Raw genomic sequence first — 22,704 nt, 5'->3', positions numbered from 1 at the left:
GCTACTACCGAGTATTTTAGGTGTGTCTCTCGGTACCCCTAAATGCTTCCGGCCTGGTGGGCGTGCGGGTTCGGGGGAAATCGGCGAGGCCGGCCGGGGTGGCGGCCGGCCTCGGTGGCGGCGGCGTCCGGGCGGCGATCTCGAGTCGATCGGGTATCGATCTCCTCGCGTGGTGTCGCCGGTCCGTCGCCGCTCGCGCTCATTACCGGCGGGTAACAGTAATCCGCATCACGATTCGTGGCAAGGGTGACCGGAATCGCCAGATCGCCGATCACTCTGGTAAGCACCGCTCTCTATATGGCAGTCTGAAAGCATGAGCACACCCCGATCCCGCGCCCGGGCCCGCACGATGGACGAAATCGTGCGCATCGGCCGTGAACATCTCGCGGTGCACGGCGCCGCGGCGCTGTCGCTGCGTGCCGTCGCCCGCGATCTCGGCGTGGTCTCCTCGGCGGTGTACCGCTACGTGCGCAGCCGCGACGAACTGCTGACCATGCTCGTCGTCGACGGCTACACCGAACTGGCCGACGCCGTCGACGCCGCCCTGGCCGCCGCACCCGCCGACGGCGCCACCAGGCTGCGGGTACTGGCCCACGCCGTGCGCGACTGGGCGCTGGCCGAACCGGCCCGCTACGGCCTGTTGTTCGGCACCCCCGTCCCCGGCTACGACGCACCCGCCCAGGAGACCACCGCCCCCGGCACCCGGGTGATCGGCTCCCTGCTGACCATCGTCGAAACCGCCTGGCGCACCGGCGAACTCGCCACCCCTGAGCCCGTCCCGTCGGTGCCGGCCGAACTGGCCGCCGACATCGAACGCATCCGCGCCGAATTCGGGCTGGACATGCCGAACTGGGCGATGGCGCGCACCCTGACGGTATGGACGGGCCTGTTCGGGGCGGTCAGCTTCGACGTGTTCGACATGTACGGCGCGCAGACCTTCACCGACCGCGCCCAGGTCTTCGACATCCACCTCGACAACCTGTGCGCGATCCTCGGATTCCCCGCTGCCGCAGCGGACTAGCCCGCGCGGCGGGTAGGCATTCGTGGCCGCCATCGTGCAGGATGTCACAACCCGATAAAGCTCATTCTCAGCTTTCCCATACCCGGGAATGAAAGACTGAACGGCGAAATGAACGACGAAACCGAACCGATCCCGGTGGTGGATCCCCGCCCCGGCAGCGGCCGATCGCGGCACGCGCGGCCCGACGACGAGGCGCCGGCGGATCGGTCCGGTCGACATAGCCCGCGTACCGTCCGGGCGGGCACCCCGCCCTGGAGTCGCGGCATCGCCACACCCGCCGACCAGCGCGACAGCGAGCGCACCCGGCGAGCGACGCCACCCCCCGCGCAACATCCGGCACGACGTGAACCGCCCGCCGCCGCCGAACCGAGCGCCCGGCGTCGTCCCGCCCCCGCTCAGCCACCCGCGCCCGAACGCGGCGACACCGAGCCACGCCGGCGGCCCACGCCGGCCGCGACCCCAGCGGCCGCGGCCGCGGAAACCGTGGACGTCGCCGAAGGTGCCGCGCCACCGCCGAACCGGCGGGCCCGCCGCGCCCGCACCGCACCGCCACCACGCCCGAACCGCGGCGGGAGGGCCGTGCGGGTCGGTGGTCGCCTGCTGGCCGCGGTGACGGCCGTGGTCGTGGTCAGCGGTACCGGCCTGGCCTACTACACCGAACGCAGCGTCGATCAGGGTTTCACCCGGTCCAACGCGATCAGCGAGGCCGATGCGGCCGCGCTCGACGGCGATCTGAACATCCTGCTGATCGGCCTGGACACCCGCAAGGACCAGAACGGCAACGACCTGCCCAAGAACATCCTCGACCAGTTGCACGCCGGTGACGGCAGCGAAGGCGGCTACAACGCCAATTCGCTGATCCTGGTTCATATTCCGAAGGATCTGAAGAAGGTCACCGCCTTCTCCATCCCGCGTGACGACTACGTCTCGGTTTCGGGCATCCCCGGTTACGACCACGCCAAGATCAAGGAGGCCTACGGGCTGAAAAAGGCCTCGGTGGAACAGAAGCTGGAGAATCAGGGCGTCAAGGACAAGGTCGAACTCGAACGCCAGGGCCGCGAGGCCGGGCGCGAATCGATCGTGCAGACGGTCAAACAGCTCACCGGAGTACCGATCAACCGATTCGCCGAGATCTCGCTGGTCGGTTTCTACGATCTGGCCAACATCCTCGGCGGCGTCGACGTGTGCCTCAACCACGCCGTCGACGACGAGTACTACTCCGGGGCGGTGTTCCCCGCGGGCCGCCAGCATCTCGACGCCGCCAACGCGCTGTCGTTCGTGCGCCAGCGCCACGGCCTCGACAACGGCGACCTCGACCGCACCCACCGCCAGCAGGCATTCCTGACCTCGGTCGCCAAACAGCTCAAGGATTCGGGGACGCTGACCAATATCGGCAAACTCCAGGACCTGATCACTGCGGCGCAGAACGACATCGTGCTCTCCCAGGGCTGGAACCTGCTCGACTTCGCCCAGACCCTCGGCCGCGCCGGATCCATCCCGATCGAATTCCAGACCCTGCCGGTGAAGGCCTACGACACCGTCGACGGCCAGGACGTCAACATCGTAGACCCGGCCGCGATCAAGAAGACCGTGCGCACCGCCTTCGGGGTGGCCGAACCACAATCCAGCGCCCCGACCACCACACCCACCAGCACCGTCGACGTCGTCAACGCCGGCGGAGCCGGCGGAATGGCGGCCAAGGTGTCCACGGCGCTGGTGGACAAGGGCTTCCGCAAGGGCACCGTCGGCAACGCCACCTACAGCGACGGATCCAGTTCGGTCGTGTACTTCGGCTCCGGCGCCGACACCGACGCCACCCAGGCCGCCGACATGCTGGGCGGATTACCCACAGCCGCATCGAAATCCCTCGATCCGGGGACGGTGAAGATCGTCATCGGCAGCGATTTCAGCCTCCCCGACAGCCTCACCTCGTCCTCTACAGTCACCACCACCGACCCCACGACCGGGCTCACCACGACCACCAGCGGCGGCAGCTCGGCGTCGACCACCGCCACCACCGACGACCGCCCCGACTCCGGTAAACCGGTCACCACCAGCATCGGATCCGACATACCCTGCGTGAACTGAGGCGCCGCCGGTGCGGCCGTCTACGATTCCCGGGTGACCGGATACGACGACGCATACGACCACCTCGACACTTCCCGGCTGCCCGAGCGGCAGCGGCGCATCCTCGGTGTGATCCGGGATGCGGTGCAGCGCAACGGGTATGCGCCGTCGTCGCGGGAGATCGCCGTCGCTGTCGGACTGAAATCGGGCTCGTCGGTGTCCAAGCATCTGAAAGACCTCGAGGACAAGGGATTTCTGCGGCGCAGCGCGAGTGTCTCCCGGCCCATCGATGTGCGCCTGTTCCTCGCCCCCGCCGAAAACCGTGGCCGCGAACAGGATTCGGTAACCGTGCCCGTGGTCGGCGATATCGCCGCCGGGACCCCGATCCTCGCCGAGGAACACACCGACGACCAGCTCACCCTGTCGCGGCAACTGGTCGGGCGCGGGACCGTGTTCGGGCTGCGGGTGCGCGGTGACTCGATGATCGACGCCGCGATCTGCGACGGCGACATCGTGGTCGTGCGGCAGCAACACGAGGCCCACTCCGGCGACATCGTGGCCGCCATGATCGACGACGAGGCCACCGTGAAGGTGTATCGCCGCCGCAACGGCCACGTCTACCTCGAACCCCGCAACCCGGCCTACGACGTCATCGACGGTGACCGCGCGGTCGTCCTCGGCAAGGTCGTGTCGGTGATGCGGCGAATGTGACGACCTGCTCGACGCGCCCGCCGGACCGATCGCCAAACGGTTGCCACTGAATTAGTCTGCCCAGGCAGGGGAACCGCGCAAGACCGAACGGGATTCGGAGGTGCACGTGGCGAGCAGTAATCGGGCGGGCAGATTTGCGGGGCGATACCGGGTGCGTCGGCGCACCCGGGTCGCGACGGTGGCGGCCGCGGCAGTTCTGGCCGCGGTATCGGCGAGCATGGCGGCAGGACCGGCCGCCGCCGCGGGCGATCCGGTCGTCGATTCCGGTGCGCCACTGGCACATCCGGTGTCCGCCGACGGATCGAAGATCGTCGGCTTCTCCGTCGTCGACGGCCGCAACGTCACCCTGCAGGTGTACTCCGCGGCCATGGACAAACCGATCACGATCGACGTGCAGCGACCCGCCGACGCCTCCACACCGCGTCCGGTGCTGTACCTGCTCAACGGCGCCGGCGGCGGTGAGGACAGCGCCACCTGGGACAACAAGGCACCCGACGCGCTGAAGTTCCTCGCCGACAAGGACGTCAACGTCGTCCAGCCCGTCGGCGGCGCCTGGAGCTACTACACCGACTGGCGCGCGCCGGATCCGAAGCTGGGCGTCAACAAGTGGCGGACGTTCTTCACCGAGGAACTGCCGCCCATCATCGACGGCGCCCTGGGCACCAACGGCCTCAACGCCATCGCCGGGCTGTCCACCTCCGGCACCTCGGTGCTGCAGTTGCCCATCGCCAAACCCGGGCTGTACAAGTCGGTGGCCGCCTACAGCGGGTGCGCCCAGATCAGCGATCCGGTGGGCTACACCGCGGTCAATCTCGCGGTCAACGTGTGGGGCGGCGGCAACACCGTGAACATGTACGGGCCGCAGAACGATCCGATGTGGGCGGCCAACGATCCCTACGTGCACGCCGATCAGCTGCGCGGACTGAACCTGTTCATCTCCAGCGGATCCGGGCTGCCCGGACAGTGGGACACCCTCAACGGGCCGTACACGCTGCCCGGACCGGGCGGACTGGCCAATCAGCTGGTCATCGGCGGCGTGATCGAAGCCGCGGTCAACTACTGCAGCCACAACCTGCAGGCCAAGCTCAACGGTCTCGGCATTCCGGCGACCTACGACTTCACGCCCACCGGAACCCATTCCTGGGGTTACTGGCACGACGCGCTGATCCAGTCGTGGCCGGTCCTCGCGGCCGGGCTGCAACTTCCCGCCTGAGGGGCAACCGCCGGGTCCGGCCGTCCCCCACGGACGGCCGGACCCGGCGGCCGGTGATTACGGCGACGGTGTGGCAGCCGGATCCGTGCCGGGCAGCATCACCGGCTCGTCGCAACTGGCGGGCGGATCGACCTGAGAACACGCGACGGGGGCGCGGGTGGGCCGGTAATCGGCGGCCACGCCGCCCGCGCGGACCAGCGCCGCGAACGCCTCGACCGCGTCGGTGGGCCGGCGAACCAGATCCGGATCCGAGGTGACATCGACGGTGTAGAGGCCGAAACGCGGTGTGTAGCTGCCCCATTCGTAGTTGTCGGTGAGGCTCCAGTAGTTGTAGCCGCGCACATCGATACCGTCGGCCTTCGCGCGCTGGATCCAGTACACGGTGTCGCGCAACTGGTCGGCACGGGTGTAGCCGTCCGGGCGGGGTTTGCCGTCCTCGGTCGGCATCCCGTTCTCCACCACATACAGTGGCTTGCCGGGGAACTGGCGGGCGTAGCGGCGCAGCGCGTAGTAGACGCCCTCGGTCTGCAGCGGCAACTCCCACATCGCGGGCGCACCGGCCGAGGTCGCCGCCGCGCCGTCCGCGGCCGGGGTGGGGCCGAAGTAGTAGTCGACGCCGACGAAGTCGAGTTTGTCGCGCACCTGGTCGATATACGGCTGATTCACCTCGGTGTCGGCGCCGGGCACATAGCCGATGTTGCTGGTGACCATCGCCTTCGGATAGGCGGCGTGGATATCGTCGTAGATCCGGTTGTGGGCCTGCGCGAGCCGGTCCATCGCCGCCGGCCACTGCTCGTGGGAGAGGGCGCCGATGCGGATCTCGGTGCCGAGATAGGCGGCCGGTTCGTTGACGGTGACCCAGATCGGATCGCGAGAACCATAGCGCTGCACCACTTTCCGCGCATTCGCCAGCCAGTCGTCGACCATGCCCTGGTCGCGCCAGCCGCCGCGGTCGGCCGCCCAGCCCGGATACACCCAGTGATCCAGGGTCAGCATCGGCGTCATGCCGGCCGCGTAGACGGCGTCGACGATCCGGTCGTAGCCGGCGAACGCCTCGTCGTCCCATGCGTCGGGATGCGGCTGCACCCGGGCCCATTCGATACTCATCCGGAAGCTCTTCGCTCCCAGCTGCGCGGCGCGCGCGATATCGTCGGCGTAGGTGTCGAGGAAGCGCACCGAATCCCGATACGGTTCGGCCGCGCCGGTCGCGATGTAGCGGGTCCAGTTGCTGTCGGGGGCACGGCCTTCGGTCTGGAACCCGGATGTGGCCACCCCCCACACGAAGTCGGGGCCCAGGGGAGCGAGGGCCGACGCCGCCCGGCGGACGGGGTCGGCGCCGGCGCGGCCGGGCAGCAGCAGCGCGGCTGCGGCTGCCAGGCCGGTGGCCAGCACCTGGCGGCGGTTCGGCTCTCGCATCCAGCAATCGTAGCTGCGAGATTGCTCAATTCCGGTGTGCGAAGGGCGTGTCGAGCGGGCGATCAGCCGCTCGACACCGGGATCAGTGCGGCGGTGCGGTGAGGTCGTAAACCTCGAGGCCGCTGAGGTGTTGCGGTGTGTAATGCGCGGCCACCCAGGCATAGATGTCGGTGTTGCCGACCGGATGCCACATCTGCGGCTCTTTGCCGGCTGCCGACGGGCTCGGCGCGGTCGCCGGGGTGGGCGTGGCGCCGGGGGAACGGTGCTGGTCGCGGGTTCGCCACGAGTCCGGCAGTTTCATCTCGGGCGCCAGATAGTAGGTGATCCGGTGGTCGCGGACCAGTTCCTGGAATCCCGCGACGGTGGGGACCGGGTCCTCGGAGGTGAATCCGCCGATGGCGATCACCGGTGTGCGGCTGGCCAGTTCGAGCCCGGCCGCCGGTCCCGAGCGGTCGATGGCCGCCGACCACGTCGTCTGCGTCGCCCGCAACATCTCCACCAGGCGCGGATCGGTGTCGGTGCCGCCCATCAGCATGCCGATCTGGCGGCGGAACGGATTGAGCGCCTGCGGCAGCTCCGGACGCGACGGCCCGACGACCGGGCTGCCGCCGGTATGCGACCGCGGCAGCGTCGTCACCGCGTAGGCGCTCGATCCGGCTGTCGCGGCGAGTACACCGGCGCCCACGGCCACCGCCACCGCGCGGGCGGGTGCCCGCCGCGATACCGCCGGCAGCGCCGTCAGCAGCAGTGCGGCGGCCGCCGCGACGGTCACCGCGAGGATCGACCACCGTAGCCACGACTGCCAGTCCGGATTCCGGTCGAGCAGCACGAAACCCCAGACACCGCCGGCCAGCACGAGTCCCGCCGCCCCTGCCCGGCCCCACGCCCGATCCCGGCACCGCCACACCTCGGCCAGTCCCAGGACGAAACTGCCGACCACCGCGGGCGCGATGGCCAGGGTGTAGTAGGCGTGCATGCCGCCCTGCATCGCCGAGAACGCCACCCCGTCGATCAGCAGCCACAGCCCGAAAACCAGTGCCGCCCCGCGCACGATATCGGTCCGCGGCGATGTCCACCGCGTGACGAGCACGACGACGAAACCGAGCACGGCCGCGGGCAGCAGCCACGAGATCTCGAATCCGATCTCGCCGGTGAACAACCGGTCCGGGCCCGACCCGAACCCGCCGCTCCCGCCGCCCATATGCGGCAACTCGTAGCCCGCCGGCAGTTCGAAGGGTTTGCGTCCGGTGTGGTTGTGTCCGAGGTAGCGGGCGAAACCGTTGTATCCCAGCACCAGATCCATGAACGTGTTGTCCTTGGAACCGGCCAGATAGGGCCGGGAGTCGGCGGGCCACAGAATCGTCAGCAGCACATACCAGCCCGCCGAGACCAGGAGCGCTACCGCCGCGGCCAGCAGATGCACGATTCGTTTGCCGAAACCCGCGGGCGCCGCCACCAGATACGCCGCACCGAGCGCGGGCAGTACCATCAGCCCCTCGAGCATTTTCGCCAGGAACGCGAAACCCAGTGCGACACCGGCCAATACCAGCCAGCGCGGGCTCGCGTGGCGCAACGCGCGCACCGTGCAGTACGCGGCCGCGGTCATCAGCAGCACCATCACCGCATCCGGATTGTTGAACCGGAACATCAACGCCACCACCGGTGTCAGCGCCAGCAGCAGACCCGCCAGCAGGCCCGCGCCGCGGCTGCCGGTGGCGCGGACGATCGCGCCGTACATCAGCGCGACCGCCGCGACCGCCATCAACGCCTGCGGAATCAGCATGGAGGCGCTGGAGAAGCCGAACAGCTGCCCGGACAACCCCATCACCCACTGGGAGACCGGCGGTTTGTCGACGGTGATGAAGTTGCCCGGGTCCAGCGAACCGAACAGCAGCGCCTTCCAGTCGCGCGCCCCCGACCAGGCCGCCGCCGCGTAGAACCCGTTGCCCATCGCGTTGACGGTGATGTTCCACAGATACGCGGCCGCGGTGGCGACCAGCAGCAGCGCGAGCGCGATCCGGTCCCGGCGCCGTGGCGGCGGCAGATCCGGATCCGGCGGACGCGCCGATTCGGGCGATACGGGCACGGCGGTGTCGGCGGTCGTCACTGTCACCGCGGGAGCGTCTCAGCCGATCCGGTGACCACCCTGTCCGAATCCTTGGAGCTTGCTGTGAGTCCGGTGCGATCGGGCGAATCGGACGCCGAAACCCGGCGCGGTCAGTACCGGCCGAACAGCACCGCCGCGTTGTGCCCGCCGAATCCGAACGAGTTGTTCATCGCGAACTCCACATCGGTGTGCCGCGGTTTGTCGCGCACGATGTCGAGGTCGATCTCGGGATCCTGATTGTCGAGGTTGAGCGTGGGCGGAATGACCTGATCACGCAGTGTCAGCACCGAGATCGCGGCCTCCAGCGCACCCACCGCGCCCACCGAATGCCCGAGCGCCGACTTCGGCGCGTACACCGCCGGATGGGTGCCGATGGCGGCGGCGACGCCCTTGGCCTCGGCCAGATCGCCGATCGAGGTGCCGGTGGCGTGGGCGTTGACGTGATCGACATCGGCGGCGGCCACGCCCGCGGTCTCGATCGCCCGGCGCATCGCCCGCGCACACCCCAGGCCCTCCGGGTCGGGGGCGACCATGTGATAGCCGTCCGCGGTCAATCCGGCGCCGAGCAGCCGGGCCAGCGGTGTCGCCCCGCGTGCCCGCGCATGCTCCTCCGATTCGACCAGCAGCAGCGCGGCCGCCTCACCGAAGACGAAACCGTCTCGATCGCGGTCGAACGGCCGCGACGCCCGTTCGGGTTCGTCGACGCGGGAACTGAGCGCGCGCGCCATGGTGAATCCGGCGATCGCCATCGGATTGATGTATCCCTCGACCCCGCCGGCGACGACCATGTCGGCCTCGCCCAGCACGATCGAGCGCCACGCGTGCACCAGCGCCTCGTTGCCCGAGGCGCACGCCGACACCGGGGTCATCAGGCTCGCGCGCGCGCCGATCTCGAGTCCGACCACGCCCGAGACGCCGTTGGGCATGCTCATCGGCACCGCGAACGGCGACACCTTGCGGTAGCCGTGGTCGCGCATGGTGTCGTTGGCGTCGACGATGACGTCGGCGCCGCCCAGGCCGGTGCCGATGCACACGCCGAGACGGTCCTTGTCGACCTCGGGCGCGCCCGCGGTCTCCCACAGCCGGTTACCCATCGCGTACGACATCTGCTGGACGTAGCACATGCGGCGCTTGCGCACCCGGTCCAGATCGGTGGTGGGATCGTGGATCAGTTTGCCGCCGATGGCATTCGGTAGATCGTGACGCAGGATCTCCTCGTCGGTGAGGACCTTGATCCCGCTGGCCCCGGAAAGCAGCGCCTGCCACGTACTTTCGGTATCTGCGCCGATGGAGGTGGTGATCTCCAGCGCGGTGACGACTACCTCGCGGAAGCCGCCGCTGCGGGTGTTGAAACTGGTATCGAGCGTGCGCACGGTCGTCGATTCCTCACTGTCGGTCCCTCGTTTCCCCGGACACGAAACTCGGCAGCACCCGCGACCGCCGATGACCTCGCTGTCATCGGCCGCCCGTCCCGCCGCGCGGGCGGTGGGTGCGCCGGGGTCAGCGTAGCCCTCCCACCGCTCGCACGGTGCGAGAAACGAAGATGCCAGAAATTTGCCGACGGGGTACCGTTGAGAATCACGGATGGGTGCGTCCGCAGCGGTGCGCCCGACCGGACGGGCGAGGGGAAGGGCGTGCCCGAGATGACTGTCAACGCTGTTCACGACATGTTCACGGCCCAGCTGGACAATGTGGGGCCGCAGGCTCCACCGGGCGCGGGGGTGACGACGGCGCTGCTGCGAAATCTGATCTGGTTGCATTTGCTGGCGACGGCGATCGCGGTCGGTTGCTGGATCCATCTGGCGAACCGGCGCGGGGTCGCGCGAGCCACGGTCTCCCGCGTGGCCGTCGGCGTCGTCGCGATCGGGCTGGCCACCGCGGGAGCGGGGGAAATCCTCGGCGCGGCCATGCACTGACCGCGCCGCCGACCACCCCGCGACTAGACGTAACCAGAAATAACACGTAATCTTCGGGTATCCGGACGGCGAGGTCCGGGCTGACATTCGGACGAAACGGATACCTCAATGACGCGGCATGTCGACGTGTTGATCATCGGTGCGGGCCTGTCCGGGATCGGGATGGCCTGCCATCTCAGCCGGGAGAACACCGGACGCAGCTACGCGATCCTCGAACGGCGCAGCGCGATCGGCGGCACCTGGGACCTGTTCCGCTACCCGGGCATTCGCTCGGACTCCGACATGCTGACCTTCGGCTACGGCTTCCGCCCCTGGATCGGCACCAAGGTGCTCGCCGACGGACCGCATATCCGCCAGTACATCGCCGACACCGCCGAGGAATACGGCGTCACCCGCCACATCCGCTTCGGCCGCAAGGTCGTGAAGTCGAGCTGGTCGAGTGCCGAGCAACTGTGGACCACCGAGGCCGTCGACGAACAGACCGGCGACACCGAGACCTACACCAGCAACTTCCTGGTCGGCTGCACCGGTTACTACGACTACGACAAGGGTTTCCGCCCGCAGTTCCCCGGTGAGCAGAACTTCGCCGGGCAGATCGTGCACCCTCAGCACTGGCCCGAAGATCTGGACTACCGCGGCAAACGCGTCGTCGTCATCGGCAGCGGCGCCACCGCGATCACGCTGGTCCCGGCCATGAGCGAGGACGCCGCGCACGTGACCATGCTGCAGCGCTCGCCCACCTACATCGCGCCGCTGCCCGCCGAGGACCCCGTCGCGGTCGGCATGAAGAAGGCCAAACTGCCCGCCGCGCTGGCCTACAAGACCGGTCGCGCCCGCAATATCGCGCTGCAGCGCGCCAGCTTCGCCCTCTCCCGCAGCAACCCCGCCCTGTCCCGGAAACTGCTGCTGCAGGCCGTGCGGGTGGCCGTCGGGCCCGACGTGGACATGCGTCACTTCAGCCCCAGCTACAACCCGTGGGATCAGCGGCTGTGCATCGTGCCCAACGGCGACCTGTTCAAGGTGCTGCGCAGCGGACGCGCCTCCATCGTCACCGACCGCATCGCGACCTTCACCGAGACCGGTATCCGCCTGGAATCCGGTGAGGAACTGCCCGCCGACATCATCATCAGCGCGACCGGGCTCAACATCCAGATGCTCGGCGGCGCGGCGATCGATGTCGACGGCACCTCGATCGCGACCCGCGATCTGGTCGCCTACAAGGGCGCGCTGATGAGCGGACTACCCAACGCCATGATGATCATCGGCTACACCAACGCCTCCTGGACGTTGAAGGCCGATCTGGCCGCCGAATACTTCTGCCGGCTGCTCAATCACATGAAGGCGAAGGGGTATTCGACCTTCGTCGCCGAAGCCGAGGACGCCGACCGGGCGCCCGAGTCGATGATGGGCGGCGCGCTGACCTCCGGCTACATCGCCCGCGGTGACGCGGTGATGCCGCGCCAGGGCCGCCGCGGCCCGTGGAAGGTGATCAACAACTACTACCGCGACCGCGCGCTGCTTCGCAAAGCCGATCTCGAGGACGGCATCCTGCGCTTCGGCACCCGTTCGGCGGCCGCTCGCCCGGTCGTCGAATCCCGTTCCGCCTGAACCTGTTCCGGCGGAACCCGTCCGGTCGCGGCAGCGCACGGCCACGACCGGACGGCTGGGACCGGACGGCGGGGACCTCAGCCCAGCAGATACGGGGGAGTCGCGGGCGGCTTGGTGTTGGCGACGAATTCGCGCCGCAACCGGTGATACGACTCGCCGTCGCCGAAGAAGTTGCGATGCATATGCGCGAGCTCTTCGGCCCGATACCGCGCCAGCGGCCGCACCGCCTCGTCGGCCGCGCGGCGCTGCTTCTTCGCCAGCAGCAGATTCTGCAATTCTGGGGCGGCCGCGAGAATTTCGGCCTCGCGGCGAACCTGTGCCCGGAACCGCTCGGTGCAGCCTTCGAACACCTTGTCCACCAAGCCCACTCGCGCCGCGGCCCGCGCGCCGACCGGCAGGGTCCGGCTGGTCAACTGCGCGGCGACCTCCGGGCCCACCCGTTGCGGCAGCGTATAGGTCCAGTACTCCGAACCGTGCAGGCCCATGAGCCGGTAGTGCGGATTGAGCACCACCGATTCCCGGCACCACACGTGATCGGCGGCCAGGGCCAGCATCACCCCACCCGCGGCGGCATTGCCCGACAGTGCCGCGATCACCAGTTTGTCGGTGGTGGTGAGAATCGCCTCCACCACATCGTCGATCGCGTTGATGTTGCGCCACGACTCCTCGGCCGGATCGCCGGCCGCATCGATCACGTTGAGATGGATGCCGTTGGAGAAGAAGTCGCGCCGCGGTCCCAGCACCAGCACATCCACCGGCCGATCGCAGGCCTCGCGATAGGCGGCCAGCAGCCGCCGGCACTGCCGGGTGTCCATCGCGCCACCGGGATGGGCGAATTCGAGATATCCGACGCCCGCGTCCTCGTGGTAGCGCAGCTCCGACCAGGTGTCGCGCACCGCCGCCTCCACGGGGGAGACCGAGACTTCGGGGACGCCGGCGGGCAGATCGGCGCCCAATGCGTCGGTGGCCGGCATCTTGAACGTCACCGGCCCGCCCGGCACGCGACGCGGGCGCAGCTGCGGCAACCACACCGCACCGTCGACGGTGGCCCGGCAGATCGCGCCGTCGCGGGTGGCGATCACCGCACCCGGCTCACCCCGCAGCCGGTCCTCGTAATGACCGCCGTGGACGAAGTATTCGCGGCCGAACAGTTCGTCGAGCACACCCGGCTGGGAATCGGCCGCGCGCAGCGTGCGGATCACGGTGGCGGTATCGGCGGTGGCCCAATCGATGCGGCGCACCTGCTGGGTCAGGAACGGCCGCAGCCGGCCGGTGACGTCGGGACGGTCGTAGTCCAGCGGTTCGGGCACGTAGTCGCCGGATGCGAAGCGGCGCACCGCGGTCAGCACCGCCTCGACCGCCGCGTCGGACACCTCGTTGCGATACAACTCGCTCTTACCGCACGGCGCCACATCGAATCCCGCCGACGCCCAGATCGGACCGGCGTCCATCTCCGCCACCGCCTGCAGCACCGTCACACCCCATCGGGCCGCCCCCTCGGTGATGGCCCAGTCCAGCGACGACGGTCCCCGATCACCCATCGGCCCCGGATGCACGATGAACACCGGATGTTCGGTCCACACATCCTCGGGAATCGCCGTGGTGAGCATCGGCGCCAGAATCAGATCCGGCCGGAAGCGTGCGACCCGGGCGCGGAGCAGATCGTCGCCGAGAGCCAGCTCGACTCCGACCTCGTGATCGCGTTCCCGCAATTCGGCATGCACTCGCTGGGTGAGACTGTTGAATGCGCTGGCGACCAACAGGATGCGCACGAGCTGTCCTCCATCAGGGTGTTTCGTCGGTCCGTGACCGGACCGCAACATGTGCCCCTCCGAAACTAGCCCAGCACCCGGTGCCCGTATACCCGGCGGGGGAGATCAGTGCGGCACGGTCACCGGATCGGCGCAGCTGCCGGGGATGTCGACCAGCGAACAGGCCACCGGGCCGCGCGTGGGACGGTAGTCCGCGGGCACACCGCCGGCCCTGGTGATCGCGCGATAGGCGTCCACGGCGTCGGTGGGACGGCGGGTCAGGGCGGGGTCGGTCAGCACGTCGACGGTGTACAAACCGAAGCGCGGTGTGTAGCTGCCCCATTCGTAGTTGTCGGTGATCGACCAGTAGTTGTAGCCGATCACGTCGATGCCGTCGGCCTTGGCGCGCTGCAGCCAGTACACGGTGTCGCGCAAATCGTCGCCGCGGGTGTAGCCGTCGGGCCGCGGCGCGCCGTTCTCGGTCGGCATGCCGTTCTCCACCACGTACAGCGGCTTACCGGGGAATCGGCGCGAATAGTATTCCAGCGCATAGTAGACGCCCTCGGGTTGCAGCGGCATCTTCCACAACCGGTCGAGGTCGTCCGGCGACAGCCGGGCCAGGTCCTGCGGGGTGTGACCGTAGTAGTAATCGATGCCGACATAGTCGAGTTTCGCGGCGATGGCATCGATCATGGGGCCGTTGACCACCGGTTCCGCCGTGCCGACGATGTAGGCCAGGTTACTGGTCACCATGGCGCCCGGCTGCGCCCGGTGGATGTCGTCGTAGATGGTGTTGTGTGCCTGGATCAGTCGCTGCTGCATCGCCGGGACGTCCGCCGGCGACAGCCCGCCGTTGCGGGTTTCGTTGACGATGTAGAACGCCGGTTCGTTGAACGTGACCCACAGCGGGTTGCGAGAGGCGTAGCGCTGCACCACTGTCCGCGCGTTGGCCAGCCAGTCGTCGAGCATCGCCGGATGCGCCCAGCCGCCGCGGTCGGCGGCCCAGCCGGGATACACCCAATGATCCAGCGTCAGCATCGGGCGGATGCCGTGTGCGGCCATCGTGTCGAGAACGCTGTCGTAGAAGGCGAATCCGGCCTCGTCCCATTCGCCCGGTCGCGGCTGCACCCGTGCCCATTCGACGCTGATGCGGTACACGCCGACGCCGAGCCCGGCGGCCAGGCCGATATCGGAGCGGTAGCCGGTGAAGAAGTCGACCGCATCGTGGTAGCGGTCGTAGTCGGGATGCGTGGCCACATACCGCAGCCAGTTGCTGTCGGGCGCATGGCCTTCGCATTGGAATCCGGCGCTGGCCACACCCCACAGGAAATCGGCGCCCAGATTCGGCACGGTGGCCGGTGCGGCCGGGCGGGCCTGGGCGAAGGCGGCGGGACCGGCGACGGCGGCGGCGGTCCCGGCGGCGAGCAGACCGAAAGCCTGGCGACGGCTGAGAGTGCGCATCGAACTCCTCGATATCCGGTGGGGTAGGTACGGTCCGGCAACGGTAACCCCGGTCACCGCTTCCGCGGTGCCGGACGCGGCGCAGTCATTCTCACCCGTAATTGGTCGAGTGTCCAGATGTTGCGGAATTCGGTCGAACACTGTCGGTGTGCGCGGCTAGGGTGGCGGCCATGGTCACGCATATGACGCATTGGGGAGCGTTCGACGCCGTCAGCGACGGTGAGCGGCTGACCGCGGTGCGGCCCTGGCCCGGCGATCCGGAGCCCACCCCGCTGATCGGCAATGTGGCTTCGGCACAACATCATCCGACCCGCATCGATCGGCCCTACGTCCGGAAATCGTGGCTCGAGCACGGGCCGGGGGCGCCCGGACGCGGCCGCGATGCGTATGTCCCGGTGAGCTGGGACCGGGCACTCGATCTGCTCAGCGGCGAATTGCGCCGCGTCTACACCGAATTCGGTCCCGAAGCCGTCTACGGCGGCTCCTACGGCTGGGCCAGCGCGGGACGTTTCCACCACGCCCAGAGCCAGCTGCACCGGTTCCTGAACTGCCTGGGTGGCTACGTCCGCCACGTCAACAGCTACAGCCTGGGCACCTCCACGGTATTGCTGCCCTATGTCGTGGGGGATCTGTTCGCGCTGCTGGGCCGCTTCACCGCCAAATCGGTGATCGCCGACCACACCGAACTGGTGGTCGCCTTCGGCGGAATCTCGCCGAAGAACGCCGCGGTCAATCCGGGCGGTGTCTCCCGCCACCACAACAGGGACTGGATCGAGCGGGCCCGGCGGCGCGGCTGCCGGTTCGTCACCGTCTCCCCGCTGCGCGATGACACCGCCGATATCGCCGAGGCGGAATGGATCACCCCGCGACCGGGCACCGACGCCGCCCTGATGCTCGCGCTGGCCCAGGTTCTCGACGCCGACGACCTGGCCGACACCGCCTTCCTGAACTCCCACACCGTCGGCTACGAGCACTTCGCGCGATATCTGCGCGGCACGGCCGACGGCGTCGTGAAGGATCCCGCGTGGGCCGCCGCGATCACCGGGGTGCCGGCCGAACGTATCCGTGCCCTGGCACACGAGATGGCCGCGGCGCGCACCCTTGTGACGGTGAGCTGGTCGCTGCAGCGAGCGCAGTACGGGGAGCAACCGACCTGGCTGGGCGTCGTGCTGGCCGCCATGCTGGGGCAGATCGGCTTGCCCGGAGGCGGTTTCGGCCACGGCTACGGCTCCTCGGCGAGCATCGGCGAACCCACCCGCACCCTGCCGTTGCCGCGACTTCCACAGGGCGCCAACCCCATCGACCGCTTCATCCCCGTCGCGCGCATCGCCGATATGCTGCTCGCGCCGGGCACAGCGTTCCGGTACGACGGGCGCGAGCTGCGCTATCCCGATATCCGGCTGGTGTACTGGGCCGGCGGCAACCCCTTCCACCACCATCAGGACCTGGCCCGTCTGCGCCGCGCGTTCGATCGGCCCCAGACCATCGTCGTCCACGACTCGTTCTGGACCGCCACCGCCCGCCACGCCGATATCGTGCTGCCGGCCACCATGACCATCGAACGCGACGACTACGGCACCGGCGACAACGACGGCATCCTGTTCCCGATGCCCGCCCTCACCCGGCCGCACGGACAGGCCCGCGACGACTACGACATCCTCGCCGCCTTGTCCGAACGACTCGGCACCGGAAAGGAATTCACCGAAGGACGCACCACCGGCGACTGGCTGCGGCACCTGTATGAGCAGTGGTTGTCCGACCTGGGCGAACGGGGACGAGACTTTCCGGACTTCGACCGGTTCTGGTCCGGTGCCGGTATCGAACTGCCCGTCGCCGACCCGCCGCAGGTGGTATTCGCGGACTTTCGTGCCGACCCCGGCGCGCATCCGCTGCCGACACCCTCCGGCCGCGTCGAGATCTTCTCCGAGACCATCGCCGGCTACGGCTACCCCGACTGCCCCGGCCACCCGGTCTGGCTCGAACCCGACGAATGGCTGGGAAGTGCTGCGGCGCAACGCTTTCCGCTGCAGCTGGTCGCCAACCAGCCACGTACCAAACTGCACAGCCAGCTCGACGTCGGCGCGCACAGCCGATCGGTGAAGATCCGCGACCGCGAACCGGTGCGGCTGCACCCGTCGGAAGCCCGGGCGCGGGGAGTGGCCGACGGCGACATCGTGCGACTGTTCAACGACCGCGGCTCCTGCCTCGCCGGGCTCGTCGTCGACGACGCGGTCGCACCGGGTATCGCGCAGTTGTCCACCGGGGCCTGGTACGACCCGGATCCGGACGATCCGTCGTTCTGTCGGCACGGCAACCCGAACGTGCTCACCGCCGACCGCCCCTCCTCGACGCTGAGCCAGGGCAGTACCGGACAACTGGCGCTCGTGCAGATCGAGGCCTGTCACGGCACGGTGCCGGACCTGACCGTACTCACCCCACCACAGATCGCGGCAGACCACGACAGCTTGTAACCGGCTGGCGGGCAAGCATATTCGCTCTGCAGGTCGACCCGTCCGGTGCCGATGATCCGGTGTCGGTCCTTGCGGCCGGTCAACGCCAAACTGGTACCCAGTCCGATCATCACGAGCCCACCGGCGCCCCCGACGGCGGCCAGTCGCCGTGGCGAACGCGCGAACCAGGCGCGTGCCGAACCGACGACGAGGCCGTCGCGCAGCATGGAGACGGTGCCACGCCGGCTGGCGGGCGCCGCCGTGGTGAAAGCCTCGGCCAGCCCGCCGCGACGGCGGATCGCCTGGACACCCAGATAGATCAGGTAGGACGCGCCCAGCAGTTTGACCGCGGTGAACGCGGTGGCCAATGCGACGACCATAACGATCCGAAGACGAGGCCGGCCACCGCTGTCCGCGAGAGGTCCCTCAGCCCGTGTCCGAGATGACCTCGCGCACCCAGTCCACCGGCACCGGCGCCAGATCGTGCGCGTCGAGACCCACGTGGATCATGCGGCCGCGGACCCGCACCGAACTGTGGGTGTGGCCGTGCAGCAGCCAGCGCCCGGCATTGTCGCCGGTCGCGGGCAGCCGCCACTCCTCGAATCGACTCTCCGCGGTGTGATCACCGTCCGCGACGCCGTGAAACGGGAAGTGCGACAACAGCACCCGGTGACCGTCGATCCTGCGGACCGCGGACTGCTGCACCGAGGCGAACACCTCCAGATAGATCCGCTGCCACCGATGGGCCCGGCTGCGCATCGGATGGCAGCCGTCGTGATTGCCCGCGACCAGATGCTTCTCCCCGGGCCGCCGCGACAGCCACTCCAGCGCGGCCATCTGCGCCCTGGTCCCGCCGACCGAGATGTCACCGAGCACCCAGACCTGATCCTCGGCGCCGACCCGGCTGTCCCACCGCTCCGCCAGCTCGGCATCGTGCTCTTCCGGCGTATCGAATCCACGCAGACCCGACACGAGACGATGTCCCACGTGCGGGTCGGCGAGGAACCACACCTCGCTCACAGTGTCTCCTCCTCCAGATGGGCGCGCCGGATGCGTTGCAGCAACGACTCGATCGGCTCCTCGTCGGGCTCCTGCGGCAGGGCCGAGGTCGCCTCCGCGAAAGCCGCCTCGTACTCGGCGAACACCGCCCGCACCGGAGTCGCGCCGTCGACCGCCACGCGCTGCCCGAAATTCAGATAGCGCTGCGGATCCGGCACCCGGACCGGCAGATAACCGGTGGTGTAGAGCTGATATCCCTGCCACAGCAGCCGCATCGTGTGGCGGGCCTGCTTGGCGCGCCGTTGCGGCGACGGGTGCGGGCGCTGCTCCAGATCGCGCAGTTGTGCGGCGGCGTACCCGACATACGCACGACGGACCCGGCTCGCCGACGCGAAACATCCACGCAGCGAGACGAGTTCACGCCCGAAGGCCGTGGCGACGGTGTAGGTGTCGAGCCACAGCAGTTCGTAGGCGGTCGGATTGCACGACAGCATCAGCGTCATCGCCTTGCCGATCTCGTGGTAGACGGCGTCGTCACCACCGCGGCCGGTGCGGCTGGTTCGCGCCGGCGGATGCAGACCCAGCAGCACAGTCGTCGGTTCCGCGTAGATGCCGGCGTAGTCGGTATCGCTACCTACGGTCGCCAATCCGTATGCCTGCGACCCGACCACTCCCTCCAACAGCAGATTGCGCACCTGCCCACCCCCGTCCGTATGCCCTGACGCCCCGCTGCGGCGACACCGCTACCCGAAGCGCATCGGCACGATCACCGGAGAGGCAACGATAGTGTGGGCGAACTGCGGTGCGCACACGAATTTCCGGCGGCCGATCTGCGTAGGGGAGAAAGGTCAGCTGTGGCTGGGCTGGTGCGAGTCGTGCGACAGCCACACCTGTTCGGCGCGGAGGGCGGCCTGTGGCGTGAAGTAGTGGCCGGTCCGCAGGTCGTCGAGCAATGTCGCGTGTTCGGGAGCCCACCCCAGCAGCGCTCGGGTGTGTTCGCTGGAAACGGGGACGTCGAGGGAGAAGAACCGGGCCAGGAACGGGTTCCCCAGATGCGCGGCGGCCTGTTCGAGGGTCAGCGAAGCAGTCGGGATGTCGAGCACATCCGCGATCTGCTCCGCGATACTTCCGATCGTGACAGCGCTTTCGCCGACGCCGTGCAGCACGCTGCCGGCGGGAGCCTTCTCCAGCGCCAACCGGAACAAGACCGCGGCGTCGGCGCGGTGGACCGCGGGCCACCGATTGGCGCCGTCGCCGATGTAGGCCGAGACGCCCGCTCTGCGCGCGGCCGCGATGAGCGCCGGAACGAACCCGTAATCGCCGGGTCCATGCACGGTCGGCGCCAGTCGGACCACGCTGGCGCGCACCCCCGACCCGGCGAGACTCAGACAGCTCTGCTCGCCCGCGATGCGGAAAGCGGCGACCGACTCGGTGTCCGGCGCCTCGTGCTCGGTGCTGAGCTGCCCGGCCCTGGTCACCAAGGTGCCCGACGTGCTGACCAGTGGCTTGCCGGAGCCGGCCAGCGGCTGCCCGAGCGCCTCGATCGCGGCGCAGTCGCGGCGGATCAAGTCATCCGGATCCGCGTAGTCGCCCCCGTAGGCCATATGCAGGACGCCGTCGGCGGCCGCCGCGCCGCTACGCAGGCTGTCGAGGTCGTCCAGGGAGCCGCGATGCGGTGTCGCGCCCAACGATCGCAGCCGGGCGGCCGCTGCCTCCGAGCGGGCCAGACCGGTCACGGTGTGACCGGCCGCGATGAGTTCGGCGACGACAGCGGGTCCGGTCTGACCGGAGCCGCCGGTGACGAAGACATGCATGGAACCCTCCCATTTTTACGCCAGTGACTGGCGCTAAGTAGTGTCAGTCACTGACTCTACGCGTAGCGTCAGTGACTGACACAACGTGATGCCAGTCACTGACGCATCGCGGTAGGCTCGGCCAATGCCACGAAGCGGAGCAGAGGTGCGTCGCCGCCTGCAGCAGGCGGCCCTCGAGCTGTACCGGGAACGAGGGTTCGACCAGACCACCGCCGCGGAGATCGCCGCCTCCGCCGGGGTCAACGAGCGCACCTTCTTCCGGCACTTCCCCGACAAACGCGAGGTGCTCTTCGACGGCGAAGCCGACCTGCGCGCCACCCTGAGGCAGGCAGTTGTCGAAGCACCCCAGGGACTGCGCCCGTTCGAGGTACTGCTGCGCGCCTTCCGGGAATCGGCTCGGAACTTGGAACGCACCCGCCCGTTCTCCGATCCACGGTGGAAGGTCATCGCCATGACACCGGCACTGCGCGAACGCGAACTGGCCAAACACGCAGGGCTCACCGATGCCGTGGCGGAGGCGCTGCGAGAACGCGGTATCGATGCCGGTCCGGCCGGGCTGGCCGCCCGAACCGGTTGGGCCGCTTATCAACACGCGGTCCAAGCCTGGATCGACGACCCCGCGGACAGTCTGGACGCGCATCTCTGCCGGGCCTTCGACGACCTGCGCGGCCTCGCGGCCGGCGGTTCGTGCGCGTACTAGGGCGCCTGGAAGCCGCCGATCTTCTCCTCGAGCAGTTCGGCCAGCCGCAGCGGCGTGCGGTCCTCGAACATCGGTCCGATGAGCTGCACTCCCACCGGCAGGCCCTCGGGGGAGCGGCCCGCCGGTACAGCGGTGGCGGGCAGACCGGGCATGGTGGCCATACCGGCCCAGACGAGCTGGTCGAAGTACGGGTACTCGACGCCGTCGATGTCGATGCGCCGGTCCTCCAGACCTCCGTCGTGGTTGTGCGGATAGGCGGGAGTGGGCGTGATGGGACAGACCACGGCATCGAATTCGGCGAACAGCTGCCGCCAGCCGTGGCGGTGGAGTTCGCGACCGTTGTTCGCCGCCACCCAATCTCGATGGCTGAGCACCATGCCGCGCAACCGCGCCGCATCGAGACTCCCGTCGCCGGCAGATAGCGCGGCGGCTCGGATCTGCAGCTCTCGGTACACCTCGAGCGGAAGACCCGCGGCGGCATTCGACAGCATCAGTTGCATGTAGAGCGTCGCCGCTTCGGCCGGATCGGGCAGCAGCGGGCTGTGCCGTTCGACGCGGGCGCCCTCCTCGACGAGCGCCGCGGCGACCCGGTTCACGCCCGCCCGCACCGCCGACCCGGTCGGAATGAGCGGATGCTCCTCGAGGACCAGCACCCGGAAGTCGGCCAGCCGATCGTGGCGCGCGGGCGGCAACGCGAGGTCGTAGGCGAGACCGTGGGTCAGCGGATCCGGTCCGGCCATCACATCGAGCAGCAGCGTGAGATCGCGGGCGGTGCGCGCCATCGGACCGACGACGGCCAGGTCGAGATCGACCGGCAAGGCCGGTGCGGACGGCGCCACCATTCCGCGGGTCGGCGCCAGCCCGAGTGTCGGCTTGTGCGCGTAGATGCCGCAGAAATGCGCGGGGGTGCGCAGCGAACCGGCGAGATCCGAACCGATCGACAGCGCGCCGAATCCGCACGCCAGGGCCGCCGCCGACCCACCGGACGACCCACCCGACGTGCGGTCGTGGTCCCACGGATTGTTGGTGGTGCCGTAGATCTCGTTGAAGCTCTGGATATCTCGCAGCATCACCGGCACATTGGTCTTACCGAGGATCACCGCGCCGGCGGCCTCCAGCCGCGATACCTGCACCGCGTCCTCGGTCGGCACATAGTTCGCGTGCTGCGGCATGCCCCAGGTCGTGGGCAGCCCGGCGACGTCGTAGGACTCCTTGACGGTCACCGGTACACCGAGCAACGGCCGGTCCTCGCCGCGGGCGCGCGCCTGATCGGCGCGCTGCGCGGCCGCCCGCGCACGGTCGAAGGTCGGCACACAGATCGCGTTGATCACCTTGTCCTCGCGCTCGATACGAGCGATCGCATCCTCGGTCAGTTCCATTGAGGTCACATCACCCGCACGCAATGCCGCCACGATTTCTTGGGCCGACTGAAAGTTCCACTCCATGAATCCGAAGGTATGGGCCGGCCGC

General features: G+C 68.9%; 18 protein-coding genes. 8 read left to right on the top strand and 10 right to left on the bottom strand.

Annotated elements, in window-relative coordinates:
- Positions 1-313 precede the first annotated feature (313 nt).
- The 4 genes from IRT45_RS02695 to IRT45_RS02680 all read left to right on the top strand — a co-directional run bounded on the left by IRT45_RS02695 (position 314) and on the right by IRT45_RS02680 (position 5,012).
- Complete coding sequence (locus IRT45_RS02695; protein ID WP_194804270.1) at positions 314-1,021, top strand: TetR/AcrR family transcriptional regulator; 708 nt, start codon at positions 314-316, stop codon at positions 1,019-1,021.
- A 483-nt stretch (positions 1,022-1,504) separates the two neighbouring features.
- Positions 1,505-3,109 (top strand): LCP family protein, encoded by a 1,605-nt coding sequence (locus IRT45_RS02690; protein ID WP_375540054.1) that lies wholly within the window; start codon positions 1,505-1,507, stop codon positions 3,107-3,109.
- 33 nt (positions 3,110-3,142) lie between these two features.
- Complete coding sequence (gene lexA / locus IRT45_RS02685; RefSeq protein ID WP_194804268.1) at positions 3,143-3,799, top strand: transcriptional repressor LexA; 657 nt, start codon at positions 3,143-3,145, stop codon at positions 3,797-3,799.
- A gap of 217 nt (positions 3,800-4,016) precedes the next feature.
- Entirely contained in the window at positions 4,017-5,012 is a 996-nt protein-coding gene (locus IRT45_RS02680) for an alpha/beta hydrolase family protein (RefSeq protein WP_194804412.1), read from the top strand.
- Positions 5,013-5,069: 57 nt separating this feature from the next.
- Here IRT45_RS02680 and IRT45_RS02675 read toward each other — a convergent pair whose 3' ends face one another.
- The 3 genes from IRT45_RS02675 to IRT45_RS02665 form a co-directional block, all read right to left on the bottom strand.
- On the bottom strand, positions 5,070-6,428 hold the full coding sequence (locus IRT45_RS02675) for a family 1 glycosylhydrolase (protein WP_194804267.1): 1,359 nt from the start codon (positions 6,426-6,428) through the stop codon (positions 5,070-5,072).
- An 82-nt stretch (positions 6,429-6,510) separates the two neighbouring features.
- Positions 6,511-8,541, bottom strand: coding sequence for a glycosyltransferase family 39 protein (locus IRT45_RS02670; RefSeq protein WP_194804266.1), 2,031 nt, complete (start codon positions 8,539-8,541; stop codon positions 6,511-6,513).
- A 104-nt stretch (positions 8,542-8,645) separates the two neighbouring features.
- Positions 8,646-9,908, bottom strand: a complete 1,263-nt coding sequence (locus IRT45_RS02665) for a KasA/KasB family beta-ketoacyl-ACP synthase (RefSeq protein ID WP_309240767.1) — start codon at positions 9,906-9,908, stop codon at positions 8,646-8,648.
- 261 nt (positions 9,909-10,169) lie between these two features.
- Between IRT45_RS02665 and IRT45_RS36605 the strand changes: the two genes are divergently transcribed.
- Together IRT45_RS36605 and IRT45_RS02655 are read left to right on the top strand one after the other, a co-directional pair.
- Positions 10,170-10,451 (top strand): hypothetical protein, encoded by a 282-nt coding sequence (locus IRT45_RS36605; protein ID WP_157121518.1) that lies wholly within the window; start codon positions 10,170-10,172, stop codon positions 10,449-10,451.
- A gap of 108 nt (positions 10,452-10,559) precedes the next feature.
- Entirely contained in the window at positions 10,560-12,059 is a 1,500-nt protein-coding gene (locus IRT45_RS02655) for an NAD(P)/FAD-dependent oxidoreductase (RefSeq protein ID WP_194804263.1), read from the top strand.
- Positions 12,060-12,136: 77 nt separating this feature from the next.
- Here IRT45_RS02655 and IRT45_RS02650 read toward each other — a convergent pair whose 3' ends face one another.
- Together IRT45_RS02650 and IRT45_RS02645 are read right to left on the bottom strand one after the other, a co-directional pair.
- On the bottom strand, positions 12,137-13,831 hold the full coding sequence (locus tag IRT45_RS02650; RefSeq protein ID WP_194804262.1) for a hydrogenase maturation protein: 1,695 nt from the start codon (positions 13,829-13,831) through the stop codon (positions 12,137-12,139).
- Between the two features lie 105 nt (positions 13,832-13,936).
- The gene (locus tag IRT45_RS02645) at positions 13,937-15,271 is read right to left on the bottom strand and encodes a family 1 glycosylhydrolase (protein ID WP_194804261.1); all 1,335 of its coding nucleotides are present in this window, start codon (positions 15,269-15,271) and stop codon (positions 13,937-13,939) included.
- A 170-nt stretch (positions 15,272-15,441) separates the two neighbouring features.
- Here IRT45_RS02645 and IRT45_RS02640 point away from each other — a divergent pair, with 170 nt between their 5' ends.
- Positions 15,442-17,742, top strand: a complete 2,301-nt coding sequence (locus IRT45_RS02640) for a molybdopterin-dependent oxidoreductase (protein ID WP_194804260.1) — start codon at positions 15,442-15,444, stop codon at positions 17,740-17,742.
- Here the strand turns inward: IRT45_RS02640 and IRT45_RS02635 are convergent.
- The 4 genes from IRT45_RS02635 to IRT45_RS02620 form a co-directional block, all read right to left on the bottom strand.
- Positions 17,673-18,101 (bottom strand): hypothetical protein, encoded by a 429-nt coding sequence (locus IRT45_RS02635; protein ID WP_228533373.1) that lies wholly within the window; start codon positions 18,099-18,101, stop codon positions 17,673-17,675. The genes IRT45_RS02640 and IRT45_RS02635 overlap by 70 nt on opposite strands.
- 46 nt (positions 18,102-18,147) lie before the next feature.
- Positions 18,148-18,741 carry a metallophosphoesterase gene (locus IRT45_RS02630; protein ID WP_194804258.1) on the bottom strand — a complete coding sequence of 198 codons (594 nt, stop codon included), beginning with the start codon at positions 18,739-18,741 and terminating at the stop codon, positions 18,148-18,150.
- Positions 18,738-19,415, bottom strand: a complete 678-nt coding sequence (locus tag IRT45_RS02625) for a DNA polymerase beta superfamily protein (RefSeq protein WP_194804257.1) — start codon at positions 19,413-19,415, stop codon at positions 18,738-18,740. The genes IRT45_RS02630 and IRT45_RS02625 overlap by 4 nt, the downstream gene beginning before the upstream one ends.
- A gap of 153 nt (positions 19,416-19,568) precedes the next feature.
- On the bottom strand, positions 19,569-20,534 hold the full coding sequence (locus IRT45_RS02620; RefSeq protein WP_194804256.1) for an SDR family oxidoreductase: 966 nt from the start codon (positions 20,532-20,534) through the stop codon (positions 19,569-19,571).
- A 124-nt stretch (positions 20,535-20,658) separates the two neighbouring features.
- Here IRT45_RS02620 and IRT45_RS02615 point away from each other — a divergent pair, with 124 nt between their 5' ends.
- Entirely contained in the window at positions 20,659-21,234 is a 576-nt protein-coding gene (locus tag IRT45_RS02615) for a TetR family transcriptional regulator (protein WP_194804255.1), read from the top strand.
- Here the strand turns inward: IRT45_RS02615 and IRT45_RS02610 are convergent.
- Positions 21,231-22,679 carry an amidase gene (locus IRT45_RS02610; protein ID WP_194804254.1) on the bottom strand — a complete coding sequence of 483 codons (1,449 nt, stop codon included), beginning with the start codon at positions 22,677-22,679 and terminating at the stop codon, positions 21,231-21,233. The genes IRT45_RS02615 and IRT45_RS02610 overlap by 4 nt on opposite strands.
- Between the last annotated feature and the right edge of the window lie 25 nt (positions 22,680-22,704).

It is taken from the genome of Nocardia sp. BSTN01 (assembly GCF_015354405.1).
Lineage (GTDB): Bacteria > Actinomycetota > Actinomycetes > Mycobacteriales > Mycobacteriaceae > Nocardia.
This window is presented reverse-complemented; position numbering and strand designations above follow the sequence as displayed.